Raw genomic sequence first — 19,599 nt, 5'->3', positions numbered from 1 at the left:
ACTTACAATTTAATAATAAGTTATTATATCAGTATCAAGCTAGAAATAAAACAGTTTAATAGTTTAAAGAAATTCTCTCTTTTTTTCTTCTATATTAAATTCTTTACAAAAATCAGTAGATAAGTCCACACCTTCCCAAGAAAATCCACCATCACTTTCCGATTCTTTACCAAAATGCCCATAGCAGGCTGTACGTTTATATATAGGACGATTAAGTGATAAATGTCTTATTATGCCTTTAGTTGATAAATCTATGTTACCTTCAATAAACCCTTTAATCCTCTCTTCATCTATTGTATTCGTGCCAAATGTATCAATGTAAAATGAAGTAGGTTTTGAGACACCAATTGCATAAGAAAGCTGCACAAGACAACGTTCAGCTAAACCTGCAAAGACAATATTTTTAGCAAGGTATCTCGCCATACAAGCTGCGGATCTATCAACTTTTGTTGCATCTTTTCCAGAAAACGCTCCTCCACCATGTGGAATATAGCCTCCATAAGTATCAACCATAATTTTTCGTCCGGTTAATCCACAATCACCAACTGGTCCGCCAATAACAAATCTACCTGTTGGATTGACTAAGAGATTTTCTTTAGGGCACATCCACCCTTCAGGTAAAGATGAAGCTATGTAAGGATAAATTATTTCCTTCACTTTCGATTGACTCAGATCCTCAAGATGCTGTATTGAAACAACAATACTTTCAGCACGCACTGGAAGGTTATTCTCATACGCCAAAGTGATTTGCGATTTTGCATCCGGACCAAGCTTTACCTCTTTGACCATACTCATGATATTTCTCAGAATCGAGTGTGCATAAAAAATGGGTGCTGGCATGAGGCTTTCTGTCTCTATTGTTGCATAGCCATACATTATGCCCTGATCCCCAGCACCTTGATCCACACCTATTGCAATGTCATTTGATTGTTCATGTAGTAATATATTTACTTTCACTGTTTCCCAGTGGAAACCATCATGCTCATAACCAATATCTTTTATTGTATTCCGTACAATACTTTCAATCTTGCTATTTTCAATGTTCGGCCCAAATACTTCCCCAGCTATAATAACATTATCTTTAGTAACTAAAGTCTCTATTGCAGTACGAGAGGAAGAGTCATTAAAAAGGTATTCGTCAAGTATTGCATCTGAAATCTGGTCTGCTACTTTGTCTGGATGACCGGCTGCTACTGATTCACTGGTTACTGAATTCTTATGTAAAACCATCGCTTAATTACACGATATCAAAACTATTGCAAATTTAAATGGTGGGTCTGGGAAGAGTTGAACCTCCGACCTCACGCTTATCAGGCGTGCGCTCTAACCACCTGAGCTACAGACCCGTATCTATTCAAGCCAAGGCTTGCATATCATCTGTAGGCACAACATCAATAAACGTCTTTCTATTTGCTGATTTTCTAAAACTCACCCAGCCTTTCGTTTTAGCAAAAATCGTATGATCTTTACCCATACCAACATTCTTTCCAGGATGAAATTTTGTACCTCTTTGACGTACAATTATGTTACCTGGAATAACCTCACCATTCTTCTTTATCCCGAGCCGACGCCCTGCCGAATCTCTACCATTACAGGAACTACCACCTGATTTTTTAGTTGCCATATCTTACCCCTTACTTTTGAAGACTAATTTCATTGATACGAAGAACAGTAATATACTGCCTATGACCATTTTTCCTACGGTAATTTTTTCTTCTCTTTTTCTTAAAGATTATAATTTTTTTATCTCTACACTGCTCCAGTACTTCAGCTTTAACAACAGCATTAGATGAACAAGATAAGCCATTGTTTGAAACACAAATCACTTTATTGATTTCCACTTCCTCTTTTTCTTCAGCTTTTAATCTTTCTACTTTAATTATGCTGCCTTTTTTTACTAAATACTGCTTTCCACCAGTTTCGATTACTGCAAACATGACAAATATCAATTATTGTTATTAACACTAATCGTAAATGATGTTACACATACTGTCAATATAAATAAAAACATGAAATACTTCTACCTTTATCTGCTTTTCCTCGTGGAGAGTAGTCAAGTTTTAAAACTTGACTACTCTCAAATTCTCTTAGTCTCATGAAAACTTTACGACGTTAACAAAAACTCAAGCTTTCACTAAAAACATTCAATCGGAGCTTATAAATTAAAACTCATTCCAAGTTCAAACCCATGAGAAAAATTACTGAACTTGTGAAGTTTATAGCCAGCGAAAACATTCGTTCTCTCAGAAAGTGGAAGATTAATACCAGCACCTATCTGGTAGGAAAAAAATCCTTCTTGTTTTTGAGACATTGCAATAATGCCTCCTGTCCAAAAGTAATATAAGGAGTAATATCCGTACTTTCAAATTGATGATGATAATGAAGCTTTGCCATAAGTCCCACCTCTAGTCCAGTAAGGTTATACTGACTATTGAGAGTAGGTTTAACTACAGAACCAACCGAAATTTTAACACTATCTGTATAATGATAGCCAAGATCATAATTAACACCAAGATTGCCATATGACGACGAAGTATAGATTCTATCTCTAATCCAATCAACTCCAAAAGACGGTGCTGACAGAGAACAGCAGACTACTAAAGTAAGTAATTTTTTCATTTTTACCCTCTAACCATGAATATACGCATATATACTCACAGAAAAGTTAAAAATTACATAACTTACATAATAAAATCGGAATCACTTTCTTAGCTACTTGCCTTTCTCTTGCAATTGCCAAACTTCTCTTTGTCACATTTTGTTACCTACCGCAATCATCATTTTAGCCTATATCACTTGCTTTTTTTCAACAAAAATTCAAACCAGACTTCACTAAAAACATTCAATCGGAGCTTACAAATTAAAACTCATTCCAAATTCAACCCCATGCGAAAGTTCATGAAACTTCTGCAGCTTGTAGCCAGCAAAAACACTTGTTCTCTCAGAAAGTGGAAGATTAATACCAGAACCTATTTGATAAGAAAAAAATTCTTCTACGTCTGGCCCTTGATTTTCTGAAAGAGGAATTTTAGCAACTCCTCCTACACCAAAAGTAACATAAGGAGTAATATCTGTATTTTCAAATTTATAATGATAATGAAGCTTTGTCATAAGTCCCGCGTCTAAAATCCCTTCACTCATAACAAGTTTAACTGCAGGACCAAATGAAATTTTAATGCTATCTGTACAATGATAGCCAAGATCATAATTAATACCAAGCATACCATACGACGAAGAGGTGTAGGTTCTATCTTTAACCCAATCAACTCCAAAAGACGGTGCTGACAAAGAACAGCAAGCCAAGAAAGTAAGTAACTTTTTCATTTTTATCCTCCAAAGATTAATATATGCATATACAAGCATATAAATATTAAAAATAGTATAAATTGCAAGTAAAAAATTGGAATTATTTTATTTTTTTGTTATTTGTCTTTCTCTTGCAATTGCAAATTGGCATATCTTTCACTATCTGCTGCAATCATCATTTGAGTCTACATCACTTACTTTCACTTCAATATAATTTCCCACTAGCCTTTACTAAAAATATTCAATCAGAGTTTATAAATTAAAACTCACTCCTAGCTCAATTCCATGGAAAATTTTATGAAACCTTTGCAATTTGTAGCCAGCAAAAACACTTGTTCTTTCAGAAAGTGGAAGATTAATACCAGAACCTATTTGATAAGAAAAAAATTCATCATTGACTACAGCTTTGAAAGCCTCTCCAAGTAGAGCACTTATGTTTTCACCTATACTATCAGCTCTACCTACATTAGGTTTAGCCTTCATTGTACGCACTATAACAGCACCAACACCAGCAGTAATATAAGGAGTAATACCCGTATTTTCAAATTTATGATGATAATGAAGCTTTGCCATAAGCCCCACCACTGCTCCAAATTCTTCATCAAGAGTAGGTTTGATTAGAGAATTAATAATAGGTTTGATTACATAGCCAACTGAAATTTTAACGCTATCTGTATAGTGAAAACCAACGTCATAATTAACACCAAGTCGGCTATATGACAAAGAAGTATAAATTCTATCTTTAATCCAATCAACTCCAAAAGACGGTACTGACAGGAAACAACAGACCACCAAAATAAGCAACTTTTTCATTTTTAACATGTATATTGATATACATGTATACTAATGCATATGTTAAAAATAACATAATTCGCGTAATAAAAATTAGAGTTATTTTATTTTCTTAGTTATTTGCCTTTCTCTTGCAATTGCAAGACTTTTCTCTGGCACATCCTCTACTATAACGCTACCTGCTGCAACTAGAGAGTCATCATGAACATTAAGCGGTGCAATTAATGAACTATTGGCACCAATAAAACAATTGCTTCCAATATTTGTTTTATGTTTTTTTTTTCCATCATAATTACAAATAACGGTACCTGCACCTATGTTACTCCCCTGCCCTACCTGAGTATTTCCTATATAACTTAAATGCTTTATCTTAGTATTTATACCTATATCACTTGCTTTTGTTTCAACAAAATTACCTATGATTGCACCATCACCTATTGTTGTATCTTCACATTTGGCAAATGGACCAACCCTAACACCAGATCCTATTTTTACTCCAGGACCAAAAAAAACGTATGGGTAAACAATCGAATCCATACCAATTTGCGTATCAAGAGAGAAGAAAACAGTTTCTGGAGCAACAAGCGTTACTCCAGAGTTAGTGAAAAACTTTCTTTTTTCTTCTTGAAAGTAAAACTCGGCCGTTGCAAGGTCATTCCTATTATTTATGCCAGTTGCCTCCTCCTCATCAGCAATAACATAGCCGACATTTAAATTACTCTTTACTGCAATGGCAACGATATCGGTCAAGTAATATTCATGAGCTTGGTTATTACACTCTATTTTCTCCACCAATTCACGTAGATTCTTTTCACGTGCAACCATTATTCCGGCATTAGCAAGAAATTCCTCATCATTATTTCTACCATTTTGTGCTTCTACGATTTCTCTTAGGGAACCGTTCTCAATAATTAGTCTACCGTATCCTTCATTATTAGTTTTAAACCCAAGACAAACTAAAGCATTGCTCTCTCCTAAGCAGCTTATCATTTTAGTTATTGTGCTGCTTTTTATTAGTGGAGTATCCCCATACTGCACAACAACTATATCTGACAATTCTTTCAGGTTTCTCATTGCAATTTTGACTGCATCCCCTGTACCGAGCGTTGACTCTTGTGTAATTAGTTTTATACCCTCAAAGCATTTCAGCCTTTGAGTTAAAGGCAAATCGACTACAATAACTATTTTTTCAGGATTCAGCTGCTTTGCATTGTAAATGACATGCTCAAGCATGGAGAAATTACCTATTTTGTGCAGAACCTTAGGCAAGCTTGAATTCATTCGTTTACCATGCCCAGCAGCAAGTACAACAAATGTATAAGATTTATTTGTCACTTATCTTAAAGACGAAAAATGAAAACCATAATGGTTGAGCCAACTAACTCTATTGTCGTAAAAGCTCCTTAGATCACTAATTTGATATTTCAGCATTGCTAGCCTTTCTATACCAATCCCAAATGCAAAGCCACTGTATTTAGTATGGTCTATTCCAACATTTTTAAAGACATTTGGATGCACCATACCACATCCAAGTACTTCAATCCATTTACTACCTTTATAACTTATGTCCACTTCTGCAGAAGGCTCAGTAAAAGGAAAAAAACTATTACGAAAGCGTATTTTTAGACCTTTATCTCCGAAAAATTTACTAAGGAAGCGATGAATAGTAAATTTTAATTGGCCCATATTGACATTTTCATTAACATAAAGCCCTTCTATCTGATGAAACATAGGAGTGTGAGTTGCATCAAAGTCATTTCTGTATACCCTGCCTGCAGCCACTATTTTAATTGGAAAAGCTTTTATCTTTTCCATAGTTCTAATCTGCACAGATGAGGTATGAGTGCGCAGCACCATTCTTTTATCGTTTATTTTATTCTTTAAGTAGAAGGTATCTTGCTCCTCTCGCGCAGGATGATGACTTGGAGTATTTAGCGCATCAAACACGTGAAATTCATCTTCAATATCAGGACCATCAACTGCTTTGAAGCCCATATGTGCAAAAATGAGCTTTACTTCACTTATAACTTTGCTCAGTGGATGAATCTTGCCAATTCTTTCTGGTCTGACAGGCAGTGTGATATCAACTGCTTCATTTTGCAGTTTTAACTTAACTTCTTTATCTTTTAGTTCATTTTCTTTGCTTGTTATAAGCTGGTCTATCTTATTGCGTAAAACATTAATCACTGCACCTAGGTCGCGTTTTTCTCCTGCATCATCTATATTCTTTAAGTCATCGAAATAAGCCTTTATTAGACCCTTTCTCCCCAAGTATGACAACCTAACTTTTTCTAAATCTTGCAAAGAAGCAGCATTTTCAATCTCAGAAACTGCCTTATCTTCAAGTAAAGGTATTTCACTTATTAGCTCTTTATTCACCTTAAAAACGCTAGCTTAAACTTTCATTATAGTGAAGTCTTTAATATCATCAATAAAACTATTCGCATAAAAAGTTGTCATCAGAGTAGCTGATCTCTATGATGGTATCATTAAAATTGCCCCTATCCGAGTGTTTCCTTCTTCTGTCATTCCAGTGCTCCGACACTGGAATCCAGCCTTTACTTAACAATAAAAACTTAGCATAACTTTCGTGCTCAAAAAATTCCTGAATTCCAGCATCAAGTGCTGGAATGACATCTCTATAGGACTCCTAACCAATCCAAAATATTAAGAAATTCACCAAGCAAAAAAAAGGCAAAAGAATCTCCCAGTAGTGAGTTTTATAATGTAAATTGGCATTGTAATAATGTTCTAACGCTTATTTTAAGCGGATTTTGGCTGAATGTAGAAAAAATAAAAAAGACATGCAGTCGCTATAATTTTATGTAATTTGCCAATAAATATCTGAGTTTTTTTACTGAATTTTGTCATTGAATCTGCGCAGATCAAAAACAAGGATAAATACTCTTATTGTCATGATAAGGAAACTGATGAGGTTTGTAAAGTAACTTCTTCTGCTCTTATTGAATCCAACGCGCCGCTGTTATGCAAGGGTGCTATAATTATTAATTTATTGACTAATTATGTTTTTTATTTCACTCTACATTAAAAAATTTACTCATGCATAGTAGTAACATAGAAACTAAGAAAAAATACGAAATTGAGGGTTTACCTAAGTTTTTTAAGGATAGATCTAAAAAAATAAGTAAGGCATTTTCTAATGAAGTACTGGAGATTAGCACCATTCGCTCAAGAAGTGTTGTAAGTGATACACAAGAGTTTTCATTTAAGCTCAAGCTGCTAACAGAGGTAAACCCTAATACAATATTACCTCAAATAAAACATTTAATTGACTTTTTTAAAATCTGCCTTTCTCAGGAGAAAAACTTCACAGCCAATATAAAAGTACCAAAAGAAAGTGAAGAACTATACAACAACCACCATAAAGCGAATAAAACTGTAGAAGAATTCATAAGTAATGCTTCAATTCAAATCCTTCTGCAGGGCATAACGATAACGCTAAAAACAGACAAAAACATCAATCTAGATAGCTTGCAACAAATCGAGGCACTCTTAAATGAGAAGCTAAAACATGTAGAAAAAGCTAAAAGCGAGGAGCAAAGTCAAGATACGTTACAAGCAGAAGAAACTGAAAATAAAAACGAAAATGTGGTTGAAAAAGGGAACACGCAAGGCAACCAAATTGTGCAAGGTTCGTTTGGCTACAATATAGTAAGTAACAGAAAGCAAATTACACGCGCACCAGTAATTGTTGCTGCAATGCATGAAAATATTTCCTGGTTTAGGTCTCTTTTTCAGCCATTCAATTTTTTTAATACGGCACAATTCTTTTTCCCACAACTGCCCAAATTTTCTATACAGAGTAACAATATGCCACCTGGTGTTATTCCAGCACTTGACCAAAAAGAAAAAGAACCAGTGTTAGACACTCGGATAACAGAGGGTAGTATAGGAAATTTAGTCCCTCAAGAAACAGAGCGGGATATAGGTCAAATTAGGTCACACACAGATTATTTTAAAGCTAACAGAAAAAAGAAGTCACAAAAGCAGGCTAAAGAATTATTGCAAGAAGAAAAACAATCAATCATAAAACAAGCTCAAATTGATGCTAGAGTAGCTATGATAGATAATGTAGCTAAGCACAAGGGAAAAAAACTCGATGAAATATTCGTAGAAGTAGTAAGTGAATATAAAAATCAAGATCCAGAAATATTTCACAATATTTTCAACTCAATGTTTAATATTATTTATTTCCAAGATAAACAACTACATGAAGTATTAGAACCAGATGAGATATCAGAAGCATTAGAAATGCTGAAGATACCACAAACAGCCGGCAAATCTTCTTTTCCAAAAGAGTATTTACACAAGCAAGTATATAGAAAAAAAGAGCAGTTGATTAAATTAGTTTCAGGCCAACCTTCTCCACAGCCTAAAAATGTTTCTCATGAAATTTTACCAAGCAAAGCTGTAGACCATTTACCAAAAACAAATGAAGCTAAAACTCGATTGCCTACTAATATTAGGCTCAAATCACCATTAAAAGCTATGTTTTCTTCGAAAGAGACTTATTTTTGTCTATTTTTAGTAGCAGCTTCTATATCAGCACTCTGCCTATGGCACTTGCCGCTGGGAAAAGTGTCAATTTTAAAGGAATTGGTGCCAACAGAAAAAAGGGAAAGTATCGGTCTAACATTAAACATAGGGTTACCAATATTAATTACACTGTGCGTTTTGAACCTGGCTTACTTTCTATATTCTGAATATTCTGTAGAATCTATTGAGCAGATAAGTAAAAAAGATCTTCCTTTGCGCACCTAACAAATAAGATCTTTTGTGATATAATTATTTATTTTATTGCATGTTTAAAGGAATTATCAAAGATATTGGCACTATAACTGATATCACTATCCACCCTAACTCTGATCAAATCTTCCATATTGAGACACAAAATTTATCCTCTATAAACAAAGGAGATTCAATATCCTGCTCCGGAGTGTGTTTAACTGTTGTCAACATAATGAGCAATGTATTCACAGTTCAAGTATCTCAAGAAACCATGAAGGTTTCTAACTTAAATACGTGGAAAACAGGGAAAAAAATAAACCTAGAACAAGCAATGAAACTGAGTAACAGAATTGACGGCCACTTGGTTCAGGGTCATGTGGATGACACAACAGAAATTTTAACAATCAATCAAAATTTAGAATCTCATGAAATCAGACTATCATGCCCACAAGAATTAATTAAATTTGTTGCAAAAAAAGGTTCTGTAACGCTAGATGGAGTTTCCCTTACAGTAAATTCAGTTGTCGATCAAGAATTCACTGTGAACATTATTCCCTACACATGGAAAAATACAACTTTTCAATATAACAAAACAGGTAATTACCTAAATTTAGAAGTTGATATGATTGCTCGGTACTTAGACCAGCTGATAAAATATCAACACAATTAATTTTACAACTTTGTTATTTACAACTATTATATCTTGAAAATCATATAGATACAAAATATGTTTTTCGATAGCCTAATTATCTTTATTATTGTCTTGTGTGTAATAATATCGATAACTAGAGGTTTTATAAAAGAGCTATGTGCATTAATGTTCTTGCTCTTATCAGTCTTTTTGACAGCTAGTTACTATGATTTTTTTATTATAAATTATAGTAAGTATTTTGACTCTAAAGTTACACAAAACATACTTTCTACAATCTCTGTATTTATCATACTTAATCTTACATTCATGACAATGAATAACTGGCTAATGTACATATTATCACCTATAAGGTTGGGATTAATGGATAGAGTTACTGGAATCTTTGTCGGAGCACTCAGAGGAATATTGCTTTCTTATGTACTATTTTTTGCTGTGCACTTATATTGCCACACAGTATATGATAAAAAAGAGGGAGAGTCTAAAATAGACGCAGAAGACATATTGCCCAATTGGATAATAAATTCACACTCTTATCAGGCTTTATTTGTGACAACAGAAGAAGTAATTAACATGTATGTACCAGAGTCATTGATACTAAAAATAAAAGAGATTGGTGAGGAAATGGTTGATCAAGAAAAATCTCAAAACAATAAAGAAAAGTGAGTGTTCATTTTCTATAGCTAAATTAGCTTAGACAGCTGTTATCCACAGCAGTGCGCCATAGGTTACCAATTCCTATTACTAATCAAACAAAACTGCAAACATTGACGAATAAGTAAATCATCAAAAAAATTTAAATGTATAATTTTAGTTCATCAATGTAATACAACAAAACTTTTTTAGTGAATTCAAAATCTTCTAAGGTATTTCCTTCACATCTTGCTGTTATGCAGTTTTGCGTATTTGATACTCTAAGAAGCCACCAACCTTTATCATCAGTTACCTTAATTCCATCAAGCTCTGAAAATACAATGTTTTGCTGCTTTAGTGTCTCCTTTATTGATTCAATTATTTGAAATTTTTTCTCATCCTTCACTACAATTTTCACTTCATGAGTGATATATAACTTTGGTAAATCTTTAATCATCTCAGATAGGCTTTGGTTTTTCTTAAGTAAAATGTCAATGGCTTTAATAGCAGAATATAGTCCATCATCAAAACCTAGCTCAGAAAAGAAAAAATGTCCACTCAGTTCACCGGCAAACTTTGCTCCTTCTTCTACCATCTTTTTCTTAACTAGTGAGTGTCCAGTGGCACAGGTAATTATTTGCCCTCCTAATTTGCTAACGAAATCATGCACTTTCATACTCATTTTTACGTTGGCAATAACCTTGCTTTTTGGGTGTTCCGCCAATACTTCACGTGAAAAAATCATAAACAAGTGATCATTGGAAACAACATTACCTTTATTATCAATCAAGCGTACCCTATCACCATCACCATCAAGTGCAATACCAAGATCACATTTATCTTTCTTGACAATATCTATTAACTGAGCAAGATTTTTCTCTTCTATGGGATCTGGGTCATGCAGTGGAAACGTTCCATCTATAAAGCTATTGGTTACGATGTGTATATGATCTGGTAAAATCTTTTCAATATACCTTACAATTGTTGGGCTATTGCCAAAATCCCAGGCTATTTTTAGTTTTTGTGTAGCGTTATTCTTGAGCACATCTTTTAATATGTTAACGTACTCACTATATATATTCGTGTTAATTAAGCTTCCAATTTTCGTGCTGTTTTTAATTGTATTGCCTATAATTTCCTTCATTTCTTGATCTGAGTAAACTTTTTTACTACTGAAAAATTTAAAGCCGTTATATTCTCTGGGATTATGAGAAGCAGTGATCATAATCCCAAGATCTGCCTGCATTGTTGCAGCGTAGAGCATAGGTGAAGAACAGAGCCCAACGCGTATAACATTCGCACCGGATAAAATCAAGCCTCTGATTAATTCTTTTTCTATGCTTGGTGAATCTATCCTGCTGTCATAGCCTACACAAACGTTAGCTGCAGTTTGACCGAATTTTCTACCTATTTCATACCCATCACTGATTTGCAGGTCTCTGCCTACCACACCTCTAATATCGTATTTTCTTATAATAGTATTGTCCATACTGCACTTCTTGGAGTGGTTAATATATAACATTCCCGCCAAATACTCAAGTTTATTTAACTATAAGATTAGTTGATTTTTTAAGAAAATATGCTAATATTATAATATAGTTCTCTAAAAATAGAAATTATGCTAAAAGAAAACTTATTTATAGCTGAAAATCAAGGTTTAGATGTAGATGAGCAAAAGAAAAATGATATTTTAAGTTTCATTAAATCTTGCAAAAATTTTCAGGATTTTATCAGAAAACTAGAAGAAGAAAATTTAATCTGGTACTTTATTGGTCCTTTACACAAAGATGAGAACATTAAAGAACAGGTAAGTTCAAAGTGGAAAGAGGAGTTTCAAAAGTTTGAGCAATCAATAAATGCAACACATAAAAAATTCGCAGAATCTCTACCAAGTGAAAATTTCTTAGTATATACAACACAAGATAATGAATTTAAAATTAGATTTGAAAATAAAGAAAAACCAATAGAGATTAGCACCCTTTTAAGAGCCAGTGACGAAGGCAAGGTTTATAACCTATCTTTAGGGAAAGATAGTCAAATAACTGCAACCAAAAAAGGCAGCGAAAGGCACTATGATTTTACTGGTTCAAGCTCATGTGAGATGACCATTAACTGGCAAGCTAAGGATTCTAAAGGCAATAGCATAGATTGTAGCATGACTGTAGAAGTAAGTTCTAAGGGCATAAAAAGAGTGATTGATGAACCAAAATTTGGAGAAATAACTGACCCAGAAGAGGTATTAAAATTAGTTGAGCAGAATAAAGAAGTTTTTATCAACGGAAAAACTCTGCATCAAGCTTTTACTGACATGGGCAAAAGTGTGAACGAGCAGCAAACACCAGCAGAGGAAACATTTACAAAAGATTCACCACAGTCAGCTACACCAAGTAGCAGTGGATATTCTTCTCTTAATACACCTTCTTCACGCAGAAGTTCTTTGTCTATTAGTAGTGAATTTAATGGTGAAGATGAAATATTTGAGAGTGATACGTTTAGTGATGAAGAAGAGAACAAACAAGAAGGAAATGAGTTAGAGGAAGAAAACACATATCTCAAGAAGGAAAACGCGGAGTTAAAAAGCCGTAATACGAAGATAACAGAAGAAGGTGAAGCAGAAGCAAGTCAATTAATCGAGGAAAAGCAAGATCTGGAAAAAGAAGTCACAAGACTTAAAGATGAATTGAAAAGAAAGGAAAAAGAGTTAGCTGAAAAGGATAAAGACATAGAGCAATTAGCACAAAAAGTAACCGTACTAGAACAAAGTCAAGAAGATAAAAATGTTAGAATAACAGATTTAATTAATCAATTGAAAGATAAAGAAAGCGAGATTCAGTTAACAAATAGAATAAATGAGGAACTACAGGAAAAATTTAAGCAAAGTGAAGCTAAGTTAAGTGCACTAGAAAAAAAGAATACAAATTTTGAAAATGATCTCAAGAAAACATTGGCAGAAGGTTTAAAGGATAATCACGAAAAGCAGTTGGTAGAAGAATTGACGGAAGAAAAAGGGAAAAACAATACATTGGCTAAAGAGATGAAACAATTGTCTAAAGAATTCAATGCATTACAGAGAAAAAACGAAGATTTAGAGAGGAAAATTCGACAACTTGAACCCGGAAGATCACTTGCGGATGAGTTCAGTGAAGTAAATGCGAAAGTAGCTACTTCAACTGAAGCTGAATATGAAAGTAGAGAAATCGAGGCAAGTAATCACGAAACTACAGTTCCTAAAACACAAGACCAAGGTACAAATGCAGGGGTTGATGCATCATCTTCAACAGATCAAAAAGAGGCTAATACAGTGGAAGTTCAAACTGAAGAGCAAGTGATTGATTTATACAATAAAGAAGGCAAATATGTCAGAACAGAACTATCAGATCCAAGCGCAGTCTCTGCTCAGGCTTCAGAAAAATCTATTTCTTGAAAAGGATGAGTTTTTACTTCAACTATAGCTAATCCAAACGAAACATCATACCGCAACAATCACTAATTTTCTGTGCTTTCAAAAAAACACATCAAGCAAAATCATTTGAGAGTAAGTGGACATTGTTAGATGAATTAACCCTAACTTAAGAATCAGATATATACAATATTAGTATGTTTAATTAATAGTGAGGTTTAAAATGTCACCTAGTGAAAAAAACTCTTCAAATTTTGTTGAAACTAAGCAAGATGATCTTAAAATGATTCAAGATTCTTCATTAAATTCAGATATCATTCACGATCCCAAGAAGCTAAAAGACAGAATTATGGATCTGTTAAAAGGAGATACAGAATTCTCCAAGATGAAGCAAGGAGATAAGGCCCTTGTAGTAGGTACAGCAAGTGGATTATTTGCAGCAGTGTTACCATTTTTGGCAGTTGGTGCAACACTTGCTATACCAAGTGCTATAGTTGGTCTTACTCTATTTTTCGCTGCGAAAGTTGCTGTAAAAGCAGTTCAATCTGGATATAAAGGGCTCAAATGGTCAGCAGAAAAAACAGTTGAAGGAGCGAAGCATATTGGCGGAAAAATCAAAGATGGTGCTGTATATGCCAAGAATTCGGTAAAAGAAACTGCAAGTTCTGTAAAACAGGCAACACAAGAGAGAACTAGCTCTACATTAAGAAAAATGGGGGATAACATTCAAAACCTTGGAAGGAAGACGAGTGATAGTGGTGCAAGCATGTCTAGTTTAGATGGCATCGCATATTCAATAGGTAATGAAGATCAAACTGTTATTTTGAAAACAAAAGAAAAAACGAGAAGTTTTAATAGTGTAAAGGAAATGTTTGTCAAGGAAGTTTTTGAAGACAAAGGTGTGAATAGCTCTGCTTTAACTAGGAAAATATTTTCTAAGCTGGGGGAAAAAATATTAGAGAAAGCTTATTCTGTTGATGGTCAACACAGTGCCAAAAAGGACCAGTTGATCAACCGATTGAAGCAGCAAATAGATTTTATCAATAAATTAGATGCTAAGAAGTTGCAACATTTGTTAGCTAAAGATAATAGCAGCCTATATGAAATTTTTTCTGAACATCATGATGAGATTAAGGAAGTTATTAAAGAATGCAAGGAAGAGCATACTCGTTTTAGTACTTTAGAAAGGCTTAATAAGTCAGCAAAAAGGCATAAAGCAAGTTCTATGAATTCACTGGAAAATAGCTTATCAGGTAGTAGTTCAACGAGTTCTATAAGTACTGTTAGCAGCAAAGCAGAATTATTAAATCCTAATGAGCATAAGGAAGTAAAAGCACCTACTTCATTTTGGAGCAAGTTGTCATCATCACTAAAAGGTGGCAAAAAGCCAGAGGAAGTTACTTGCACAGGATATAAAAGGATTTCTGAGGATGAGATGCTATCTGCAGAGATAGGAAATAGCCGTTTTTATGTTGCTCCGGAGAAACCGCCAAGAAGCAATTCAACGGGTTCTTTAAGCACTGACAGTACTGCTACAACTTCTAGCTTTGCCAGTTACCGTCGTAATTCTGATAGTGGGTTCAATTCACCAAGTTCTTCTCCGCAACATGGTATGTTCACTGAGAAAAATGGCAAGTTAAAAACCCAAGCTGACTTAAGAAAGACAGGTTCTTTGGACAAATTGGTGGGACCTTCTTCAACAGTAACTGCTGAAGTCGATGTAGAGCATCAAGCTCAAAAAATGAAGATATAGAGAGTAAACAAAACTATCTATCTTCTTAAAAAAGATGTTACTCAGTGAGTAACATCTTTTTTTCATTTGATCAAAAACATTCGCTTATTTAAGATCAGTTTTCTAGCACTGGGCCAATTATGGAGTTTCTTTTGCCTTTTTTCTAGGTTATGCAAGAAACTTGAAAAATAAAATTTTTATTCAATAATTTGTGTATAAGGGATATCATTTTACTGCTAGCGAAATAAACCAGAATGAAGTCTATTTTATTGACAAGGCCTTTATTAGATTCGTTGAGCACAAGAAGCACGCTAAAAAAATATGGATACAAAGTTTTTATAGAGCCAGTATTCACAATAAAGTACTTAAATCCTGATATATCCGCGCACGAATTTGATGTTGTGATATCTACAAGTAAAAACAGTGTAAAGGCTTTCAGTCAAATATGCAAAGAGGATAACTTTTCGATTATTACAGTTGGTAATTCAACTATGCAGGCTGCAAAAAATTTGGGATTTTCCGATATAATCTCAGCAGACAGCAACGTTGATGGTCTGATATCATTCATAAAATCTCATTATTCAAATGCAATAAAGTTCTTATATATAAGGGGACAAGAAGTATCATGTGACCTAAAAAAAAGATTATCTGAAGAAGGTTTTAACGTAAGAGAAGTTGTACTCTATAAAACAATTACTAAAAGGAGTCTAACTAATAGGTGTAAAAATTTACTATTGGACGGTAAAATTGATAGCGTTGCTTTTTTTTCCTCACAAACTGCAAGGGTATTTTGTTCATTAGTTCTAAAAAGTGGGCTATCTCCTGTGATGAATAATACAGTTGCATATACCATGAGTAAAAACATTGCTGATAGTTTAAAGTTAATCAAGTGGAAAAAAATTATAACATCGAGGTTGCCTACAGGGGAGAGTTTAATTGATATAATTAATAAGGATTGTTGATGCTAAAGATTGCAACTTGGAATGTAAACTCCATACGTAAAAGAATTAACCAACTTTGTAGTTTTATAGTTGATAGTCAGATAGATATAGTTTTGCTGCAAGAGATAAAATGTACAGAAGAGCAATTTCCTTATGCAGAGATAGAAGAATTAGGATATGAATATGCTGTCTATGGACAGGTTGCAAGAAATGGTGTTTGTGTTTTATCTAAATATCCAATACTGGAGAAGTTTAAAATTGATATTGTAGAGAGTCATCAAGAAGCACGTTATATAGAGTGTGTGATAAAACACACCAATAATAAGGTAAGGGTAGGAAGTGTATACGTTCCAAACGGTCAAAGCCCAGACTCTCATACTTTTGAGTATAAACTCAAGTTTTTTGATAACCTATATGAAAGGATGGGCACTTTGTTGAAAAATGAAGAGTTAACTATTATAGCTGGCGATTATAATGTTGCACTGGATGAAATTGATGTTTTTGATTCAAATTTATTAAATGGCCAAGTGTGCTTTCATATAAAAGAGCGTGAGAAATTAAGAGCGATCTTGAATCTTGGTTTTAAAGATGCATTTAGAATATCTCACCTCAACTTACAACAATTCACTTGGTGGCATTATCAAGGTAATTCACTCAGAAACAATCAAGGAATGCGAATAGATCATATGCTGCTATCGCCACAAGCTGCAGATAAATTGGAAACATGTTACATAGATGATAGGTTGCGTAAACTAGAAAACCCATCTGATCATACTCCTGTTGTATGTGTTATAAAACAATAAAAGACCTCTTACATATTTGGTAAATCTGTTTGCTGTCCTGTACTTTTAGCTGGTGTCCGTTCAGCAGAGCGGCAAAATAAGGTAGACAAAGCAAGATAATAAAGATAATCATAGGGTAAATATGAGGTAATATGGTAAACCTTTTAGAACTCTGCAAAAATTTACAGCAAAAAATAGAAAAGTTAGAAGCAAAAATAGAAAGATTGGAAAGAGAGAATGAAAGTTTAAAAGCAGAGCATGAGGCTTTAAAGATAGAGAACGCTGAATTAAAGGAAAGGCTAGGTTTAAATTCAAAAAACTCATCAATTCCCAATTCAAAAGAATTATACAAAATGAAAAAGGAAAAGCCAAAAAGCGAAAGAAAGATTGGTGGTCAAGTTGGGCATAAGGGTAATTATCGTGCTAAAATGGAAGCAGATGAGGTGATAAAGATAGAGTTGTCACCTACTTGCGAATGCGGAGGGAAGATTGCAATATGCGAAAAACCTTATATTCATCAGAAAGTAGATCTTCCGGAGATTAAGGCTTATGTAATGGAATATCAGTTGGAACATGGCCGTTGTCAGAGATGCGGAAAAAGAAGAAGTAGCAAGTTACCAGAGGGTGTTACGCCAGATACATTTGGCCCAAGGGTTAAGTCAGTAGTTGCAGCACTCAGTGGGTTTTATAAAAATTCAAAGCGCGAAGTAGCTAGCATCATAAATGATATCTTCAATTTGAACATAAGCGTCGGTAGCATATCAAATAGTGAACATAGAGTTGCTTCAAAATGCAAAAAAATGTATGAGCAGATCGAACAAGAGATAAGTAGGAGTAAAGTTCTACATATTGATGAAACGAGCCATTATAACAAAGGTAAACTCGCTTGGTGTTGGATGTTTGCAAGCAATACGGCAAGTTTTGTGAAGTTGACAGAGTCAAGGGGAATGAAAGTTTTAAAAAATAGTGTATGCTGCAATCGTAATAGCTTGGTAGTAACCGACAGATATGCAGCATACAACTACTTTGCTAATGAAAGAAGGCAAATCTGTTGGGCACACTTAGCAAGGGATTTTGAAAGATTAGCGCATAGTTGGAAATTTGAAGTTAAAGTTCTGGGCTGTTACTTGAGAAATGTAGCCACTGAGTTATTTGCACTGAAAAAAGCTTTACTAAAAAATGAGATAGATGTTTCAAGATTTATTAGACGTGCCAAGAAATTGCGAAAACGTACAAGGTATTATTTGAAGGAAATATCTCGCTTACCTGAAGCAATTGGAGCGTCTCGAGTTGCAAAGAATATTTTGAAATCTGAAAGAATGATGTGGAAATTTTTAGATGACCCAGAAAATACTCCGCTGACAAATAATCACGCTGAACGGCAAATACGGCATTATGTCGTTTATCGCAAAAATTCATATTTTACACAATCAGAACGAGGAAACTCATTCCTTGAGCAAATAATTTCGTTATACTTAACATGGAAACAGAGGAGGCTAAACCCTTTTCACAATCTTCTATCTATCGTTTCTTAAACCACTCTGCTGAACGGATACTTTAGCTGGCTGATCTAAAGTAGGTTGTTTAAGGGTAGCAGGTGTTTCTTTTCGTGGACTGCAAACTCGCTCAGAAGTAAAATGCTGTTTATTCTCTCCGTCTCCCTGAGAAATTTGTTCAGTAATCTCTTTGATTTCGGTTTTTAAAATATCATCAATGCCATTGCGAATTTTTTCATTCAATTTTTCTCTCTTTTCTGTATCATCTTTATCTGGTGAGCTAGGGTCATATAAAGTACCTGGCCTATTATTTGAAAAAAGAACCTCAACTCCTCCCTTTACAGCAAATATTGTACCAATAACAGCAGCAATTATCGCAAGTGTAGTAGGACCAAAAATTAATATTGAAGCAATGGAAAAAAGAATAGGAAGAAAAACTTTACGTAAGAACTTTGTTACCATCTCTTCATCACTAAGTGGTGGTTCATCATCCTCTTTTTTACCACCGCCTAAGAATGGTATTTTCTCTTTTAGCCCACTCATACAAGAATCAGAAATATTTTTCGGGTCTATTTTTATTCCCAATGGTAACCCAACAAGTTTTATTAGTGAATCCTTAGCTTCTGTACCACGTATATCAGCTACACAATCATCTACTAATTTCTTTATTTCAACATTCTTGACATTCTCTTTGTTCGCTAATTTTTTCTCTCTAACTTCTTTAAATACAGAAAGCAAAAACTGACAAAAATTCTCTTCACTGAGTGGTCTTATCTCTTCTGGATTGACATTATTAAGTAGTATGTACTCATAATCTGATATGAAAACATTAGTTATTCGTGGGCTCTCCTGTGATTTGGCTTTATCTTGTAATGCTTCCATGAAGGCATCATAAATTGCCTTATGTTCTTCTTTGAAAATTATCTCACTTTCCTTTATAGGTGATTTTGAAGACTCTGCTTTTACTGGTGGAACTGTCATGGTTGACCTATTTCATTTACCTATGCCATAATTATAGCATATTTTTCGCATTAGTTCAAATTTCCTAAAACCTGTATCGAAAGGGGAAAAAGAAAAGAATAAAGCAAAAAATAGAAGAGTAACAAATGATATAAGTGA

At 34.1% G+C, this 19,599-nt stretch carries 17 protein-coding genes, 1 tRNA gene and 1 pseudogene; 8 read left to right on the top strand and 11 right to left on the bottom strand.

The window, feature by feature from the left end; all coding sequences use genetic code 11:
- Nucleotides 1–63: 63 nt before the first annotated feature.
- From metK to pheS, 9 genes and pseudogenes are all read right to left on the bottom strand, one after another.
- Nucleotides 64–1,230: a methionine adenosyltransferase gene (gene metK / locus ACE38P_RS06895; protein WP_353281663.1), complete on the bottom strand. Its 1,167-nt coding sequence runs from the start codon at nt 1,228–1,230 to the stop codon at nt 64–66.
- Nucleotides 1,231–1,269: 39 nt separating this feature from the next.
- Nucleotides 1,270–1,346: transfer RNA gene (locus ACE38P_RS06890), tRNA-Ile, on the bottom strand.
- Nucleotides 1,347–1,354: 8 nt separating this feature from the next.
- Entirely contained in the window at nt 1,355–1,624 is a 270-nt protein-coding gene (rpmA, locus tag ACE38P_RS06885) for a 50S ribosomal protein L27 (RefSeq protein ID WP_374699756.1), read from the bottom strand.
- A gap of 10 nt (nt 1,625–1,634) precedes the next feature.
- A complete protein-coding gene (gene rplU, locus ACE38P_RS06880) occupies nt 1,635–1,937 on the bottom strand; it encodes a 50S ribosomal protein L21 (protein ID WP_374699755.1) in 303 nt (100 codons plus the stop codon).
- Between the two features lie 218 nt (nt 1,938–2,155).
- Nucleotides 2,156–2,619 (bottom strand): annotated as a pseudogene (locus tag ACE38P_RS06875) (outer membrane beta-barrel protein).
- A gap of 234 nt (nt 2,620–2,853) precedes the next feature.
- Complete coding sequence (locus tag ACE38P_RS06870) at nt 2,854–3,324, bottom strand: P44/Msp2 family outer membrane protein (RefSeq protein ID WP_007302508.1); 471 nt, start codon at nt 3,322–3,324, stop codon at nt 2,854–2,856.
- A gap of 234 nt (nt 3,325–3,558) precedes the next feature.
- Nucleotides 3,559–4,119, bottom strand: a complete 561-nt coding sequence (locus ACE38P_RS06865) for a P44/Msp2 family outer membrane protein (protein ID WP_264377670.1) — start codon at nt 4,117–4,119, stop codon at nt 3,559–3,561.
- Between the two features lie 78 nt (nt 4,120–4,197).
- The gene (locus ACE38P_RS06860; protein WP_374699754.1) at nt 4,198–5,433 is read right to left on the bottom strand and encodes an NTP transferase domain-containing protein; all 1,236 of its coding nucleotides are present in this window, start codon (nt 5,431–5,433) and stop codon (nt 4,198–4,200) included.
- Nucleotides 5,434–6,477: a phenylalanine--tRNA ligase subunit alpha gene (gene pheS / locus ACE38P_RS06855; protein ID WP_264686674.1), complete on the bottom strand. Its 1,044-nt coding sequence runs from the start codon at nt 6,475–6,477 to the stop codon at nt 5,434–5,436. It lies immediately after the preceding gene.
- A gap of 681 nt (nt 6,478–7,158) precedes the next feature.
- Between pheS and ACE38P_RS06850 the strand changes: the two genes are divergently transcribed.
- The 3 genes from ACE38P_RS06850 to ACE38P_RS06840 are packed head-to-tail and all read left to right on the top strand — an operon-like array spanning nt 7,159 to nt 10,162.
- Nucleotides 7,159–8,880: a hypothetical protein gene (locus tag ACE38P_RS06850; protein WP_374699753.1), complete on the top strand. Its 1,722-nt coding sequence runs from the start codon at nt 7,159–7,161 to the stop codon at nt 8,878–8,880.
- A 40-nt stretch (nt 8,881–8,920) separates the two neighbouring features.
- A complete protein-coding gene (locus ACE38P_RS06845) occupies nt 8,921–9,517 on the top strand; it encodes a riboflavin synthase (protein ID WP_374699752.1) in 597 nt (198 codons plus the stop codon).
- Nucleotides 9,518–9,574: 57 nt separating this feature from the next.
- Nucleotides 9,575–10,162, top strand: a complete 588-nt coding sequence (locus ACE38P_RS06840; protein WP_064085309.1) for a CvpA family protein — start codon at nt 9,575–9,577, stop codon at nt 10,160–10,162.
- A 130-nt stretch (nt 10,163–10,292) separates the two neighbouring features.
- Here the strand turns inward: ACE38P_RS06840 and ACE38P_RS06835 are convergent, their stop codons facing one another.
- Complete coding sequence (locus ACE38P_RS06835; RefSeq protein WP_374699751.1) at nt 10,293–11,618, bottom strand: phosphomannomutase/phosphoglucomutase; 1,326 nt, start codon at nt 11,616–11,618, stop codon at nt 10,293–10,295.
- 129 nt (nt 11,619–11,747) lie between these two features.
- On the opposite strand from ACE38P_RS06835, the gene ACE38P_RS06830 reads away from it, so the two are divergent.
- From ACE38P_RS06830 to tnpC, 5 genes are all read left to right on the top strand, one after another.
- Nucleotides 11,748–13,553, top strand: a complete 1,806-nt coding sequence (locus ACE38P_RS06830) for a hypothetical protein (protein ID WP_374699750.1) — start codon at nt 11,748–11,750, stop codon at nt 13,551–13,553.
- A 199-nt stretch (nt 13,554–13,752) separates the two neighbouring features.
- Entirely contained in the window at nt 13,753–15,282 is a 1,530-nt protein-coding gene (locus ACE38P_RS06825; protein ID WP_374699749.1) for a hypothetical protein, read from the top strand.
- Between the two features lie 233 nt (nt 15,283–15,515).
- Nucleotides 15,516–16,223, top strand: a complete 708-nt coding sequence (locus ACE38P_RS06820; RefSeq protein ID WP_064085243.1) for a uroporphyrinogen-III synthase — start codon at nt 15,516–15,518, stop codon at nt 16,221–16,223.
- Nucleotides 16,223–17,005: an exodeoxyribonuclease III gene (locus ACE38P_RS06815; protein WP_017532452.1), complete on the top strand. Its 783-nt coding sequence runs from the start codon at nt 16,223–16,225 to the stop codon at nt 17,003–17,005. The genes ACE38P_RS06820 and ACE38P_RS06815 overlap by 1 nt, the downstream gene beginning before the upstream one ends.
- A gap of 131 nt (nt 17,006–17,136) precedes the next feature.
- Nucleotides 17,137–18,519 (top strand): IS66 family transposase, encoded by a 1,383-nt coding sequence (gene tnpC / locus ACE38P_RS06810; RefSeq protein ID WP_374699327.1) that lies wholly within the window; start codon nt 17,137–17,139, stop codon nt 18,517–18,519.
- Here the strand turns inward: tnpC and ACE38P_RS06805 are convergent.
- Complete coding sequence (locus ACE38P_RS06805; protein ID WP_374699748.1) at nt 18,502–19,461, bottom strand: hypothetical protein; 960 nt, start codon at nt 19,459–19,461, stop codon at nt 18,502–18,504. The two genes, tnpC and ACE38P_RS06805, sit on opposite strands and share 18 nt — an antisense overlap.
- Between the last annotated feature and the right edge of the window lie 138 nt (nt 19,462–19,599).

It is taken from the genome of Wolbachia endosymbiont (group A) of Limnophora tigrina (assembly GCF_964263225.1).
In the GTDB taxonomy this organism is placed as follows: domain Bacteria; phylum Pseudomonadota; class Alphaproteobacteria; order Rickettsiales; family Anaplasmataceae; genus Wolbachia.
Note: the sequence above shows the minus strand (reverse complement) of the source record. Positions and strands in the feature narration are given on the sequence as shown.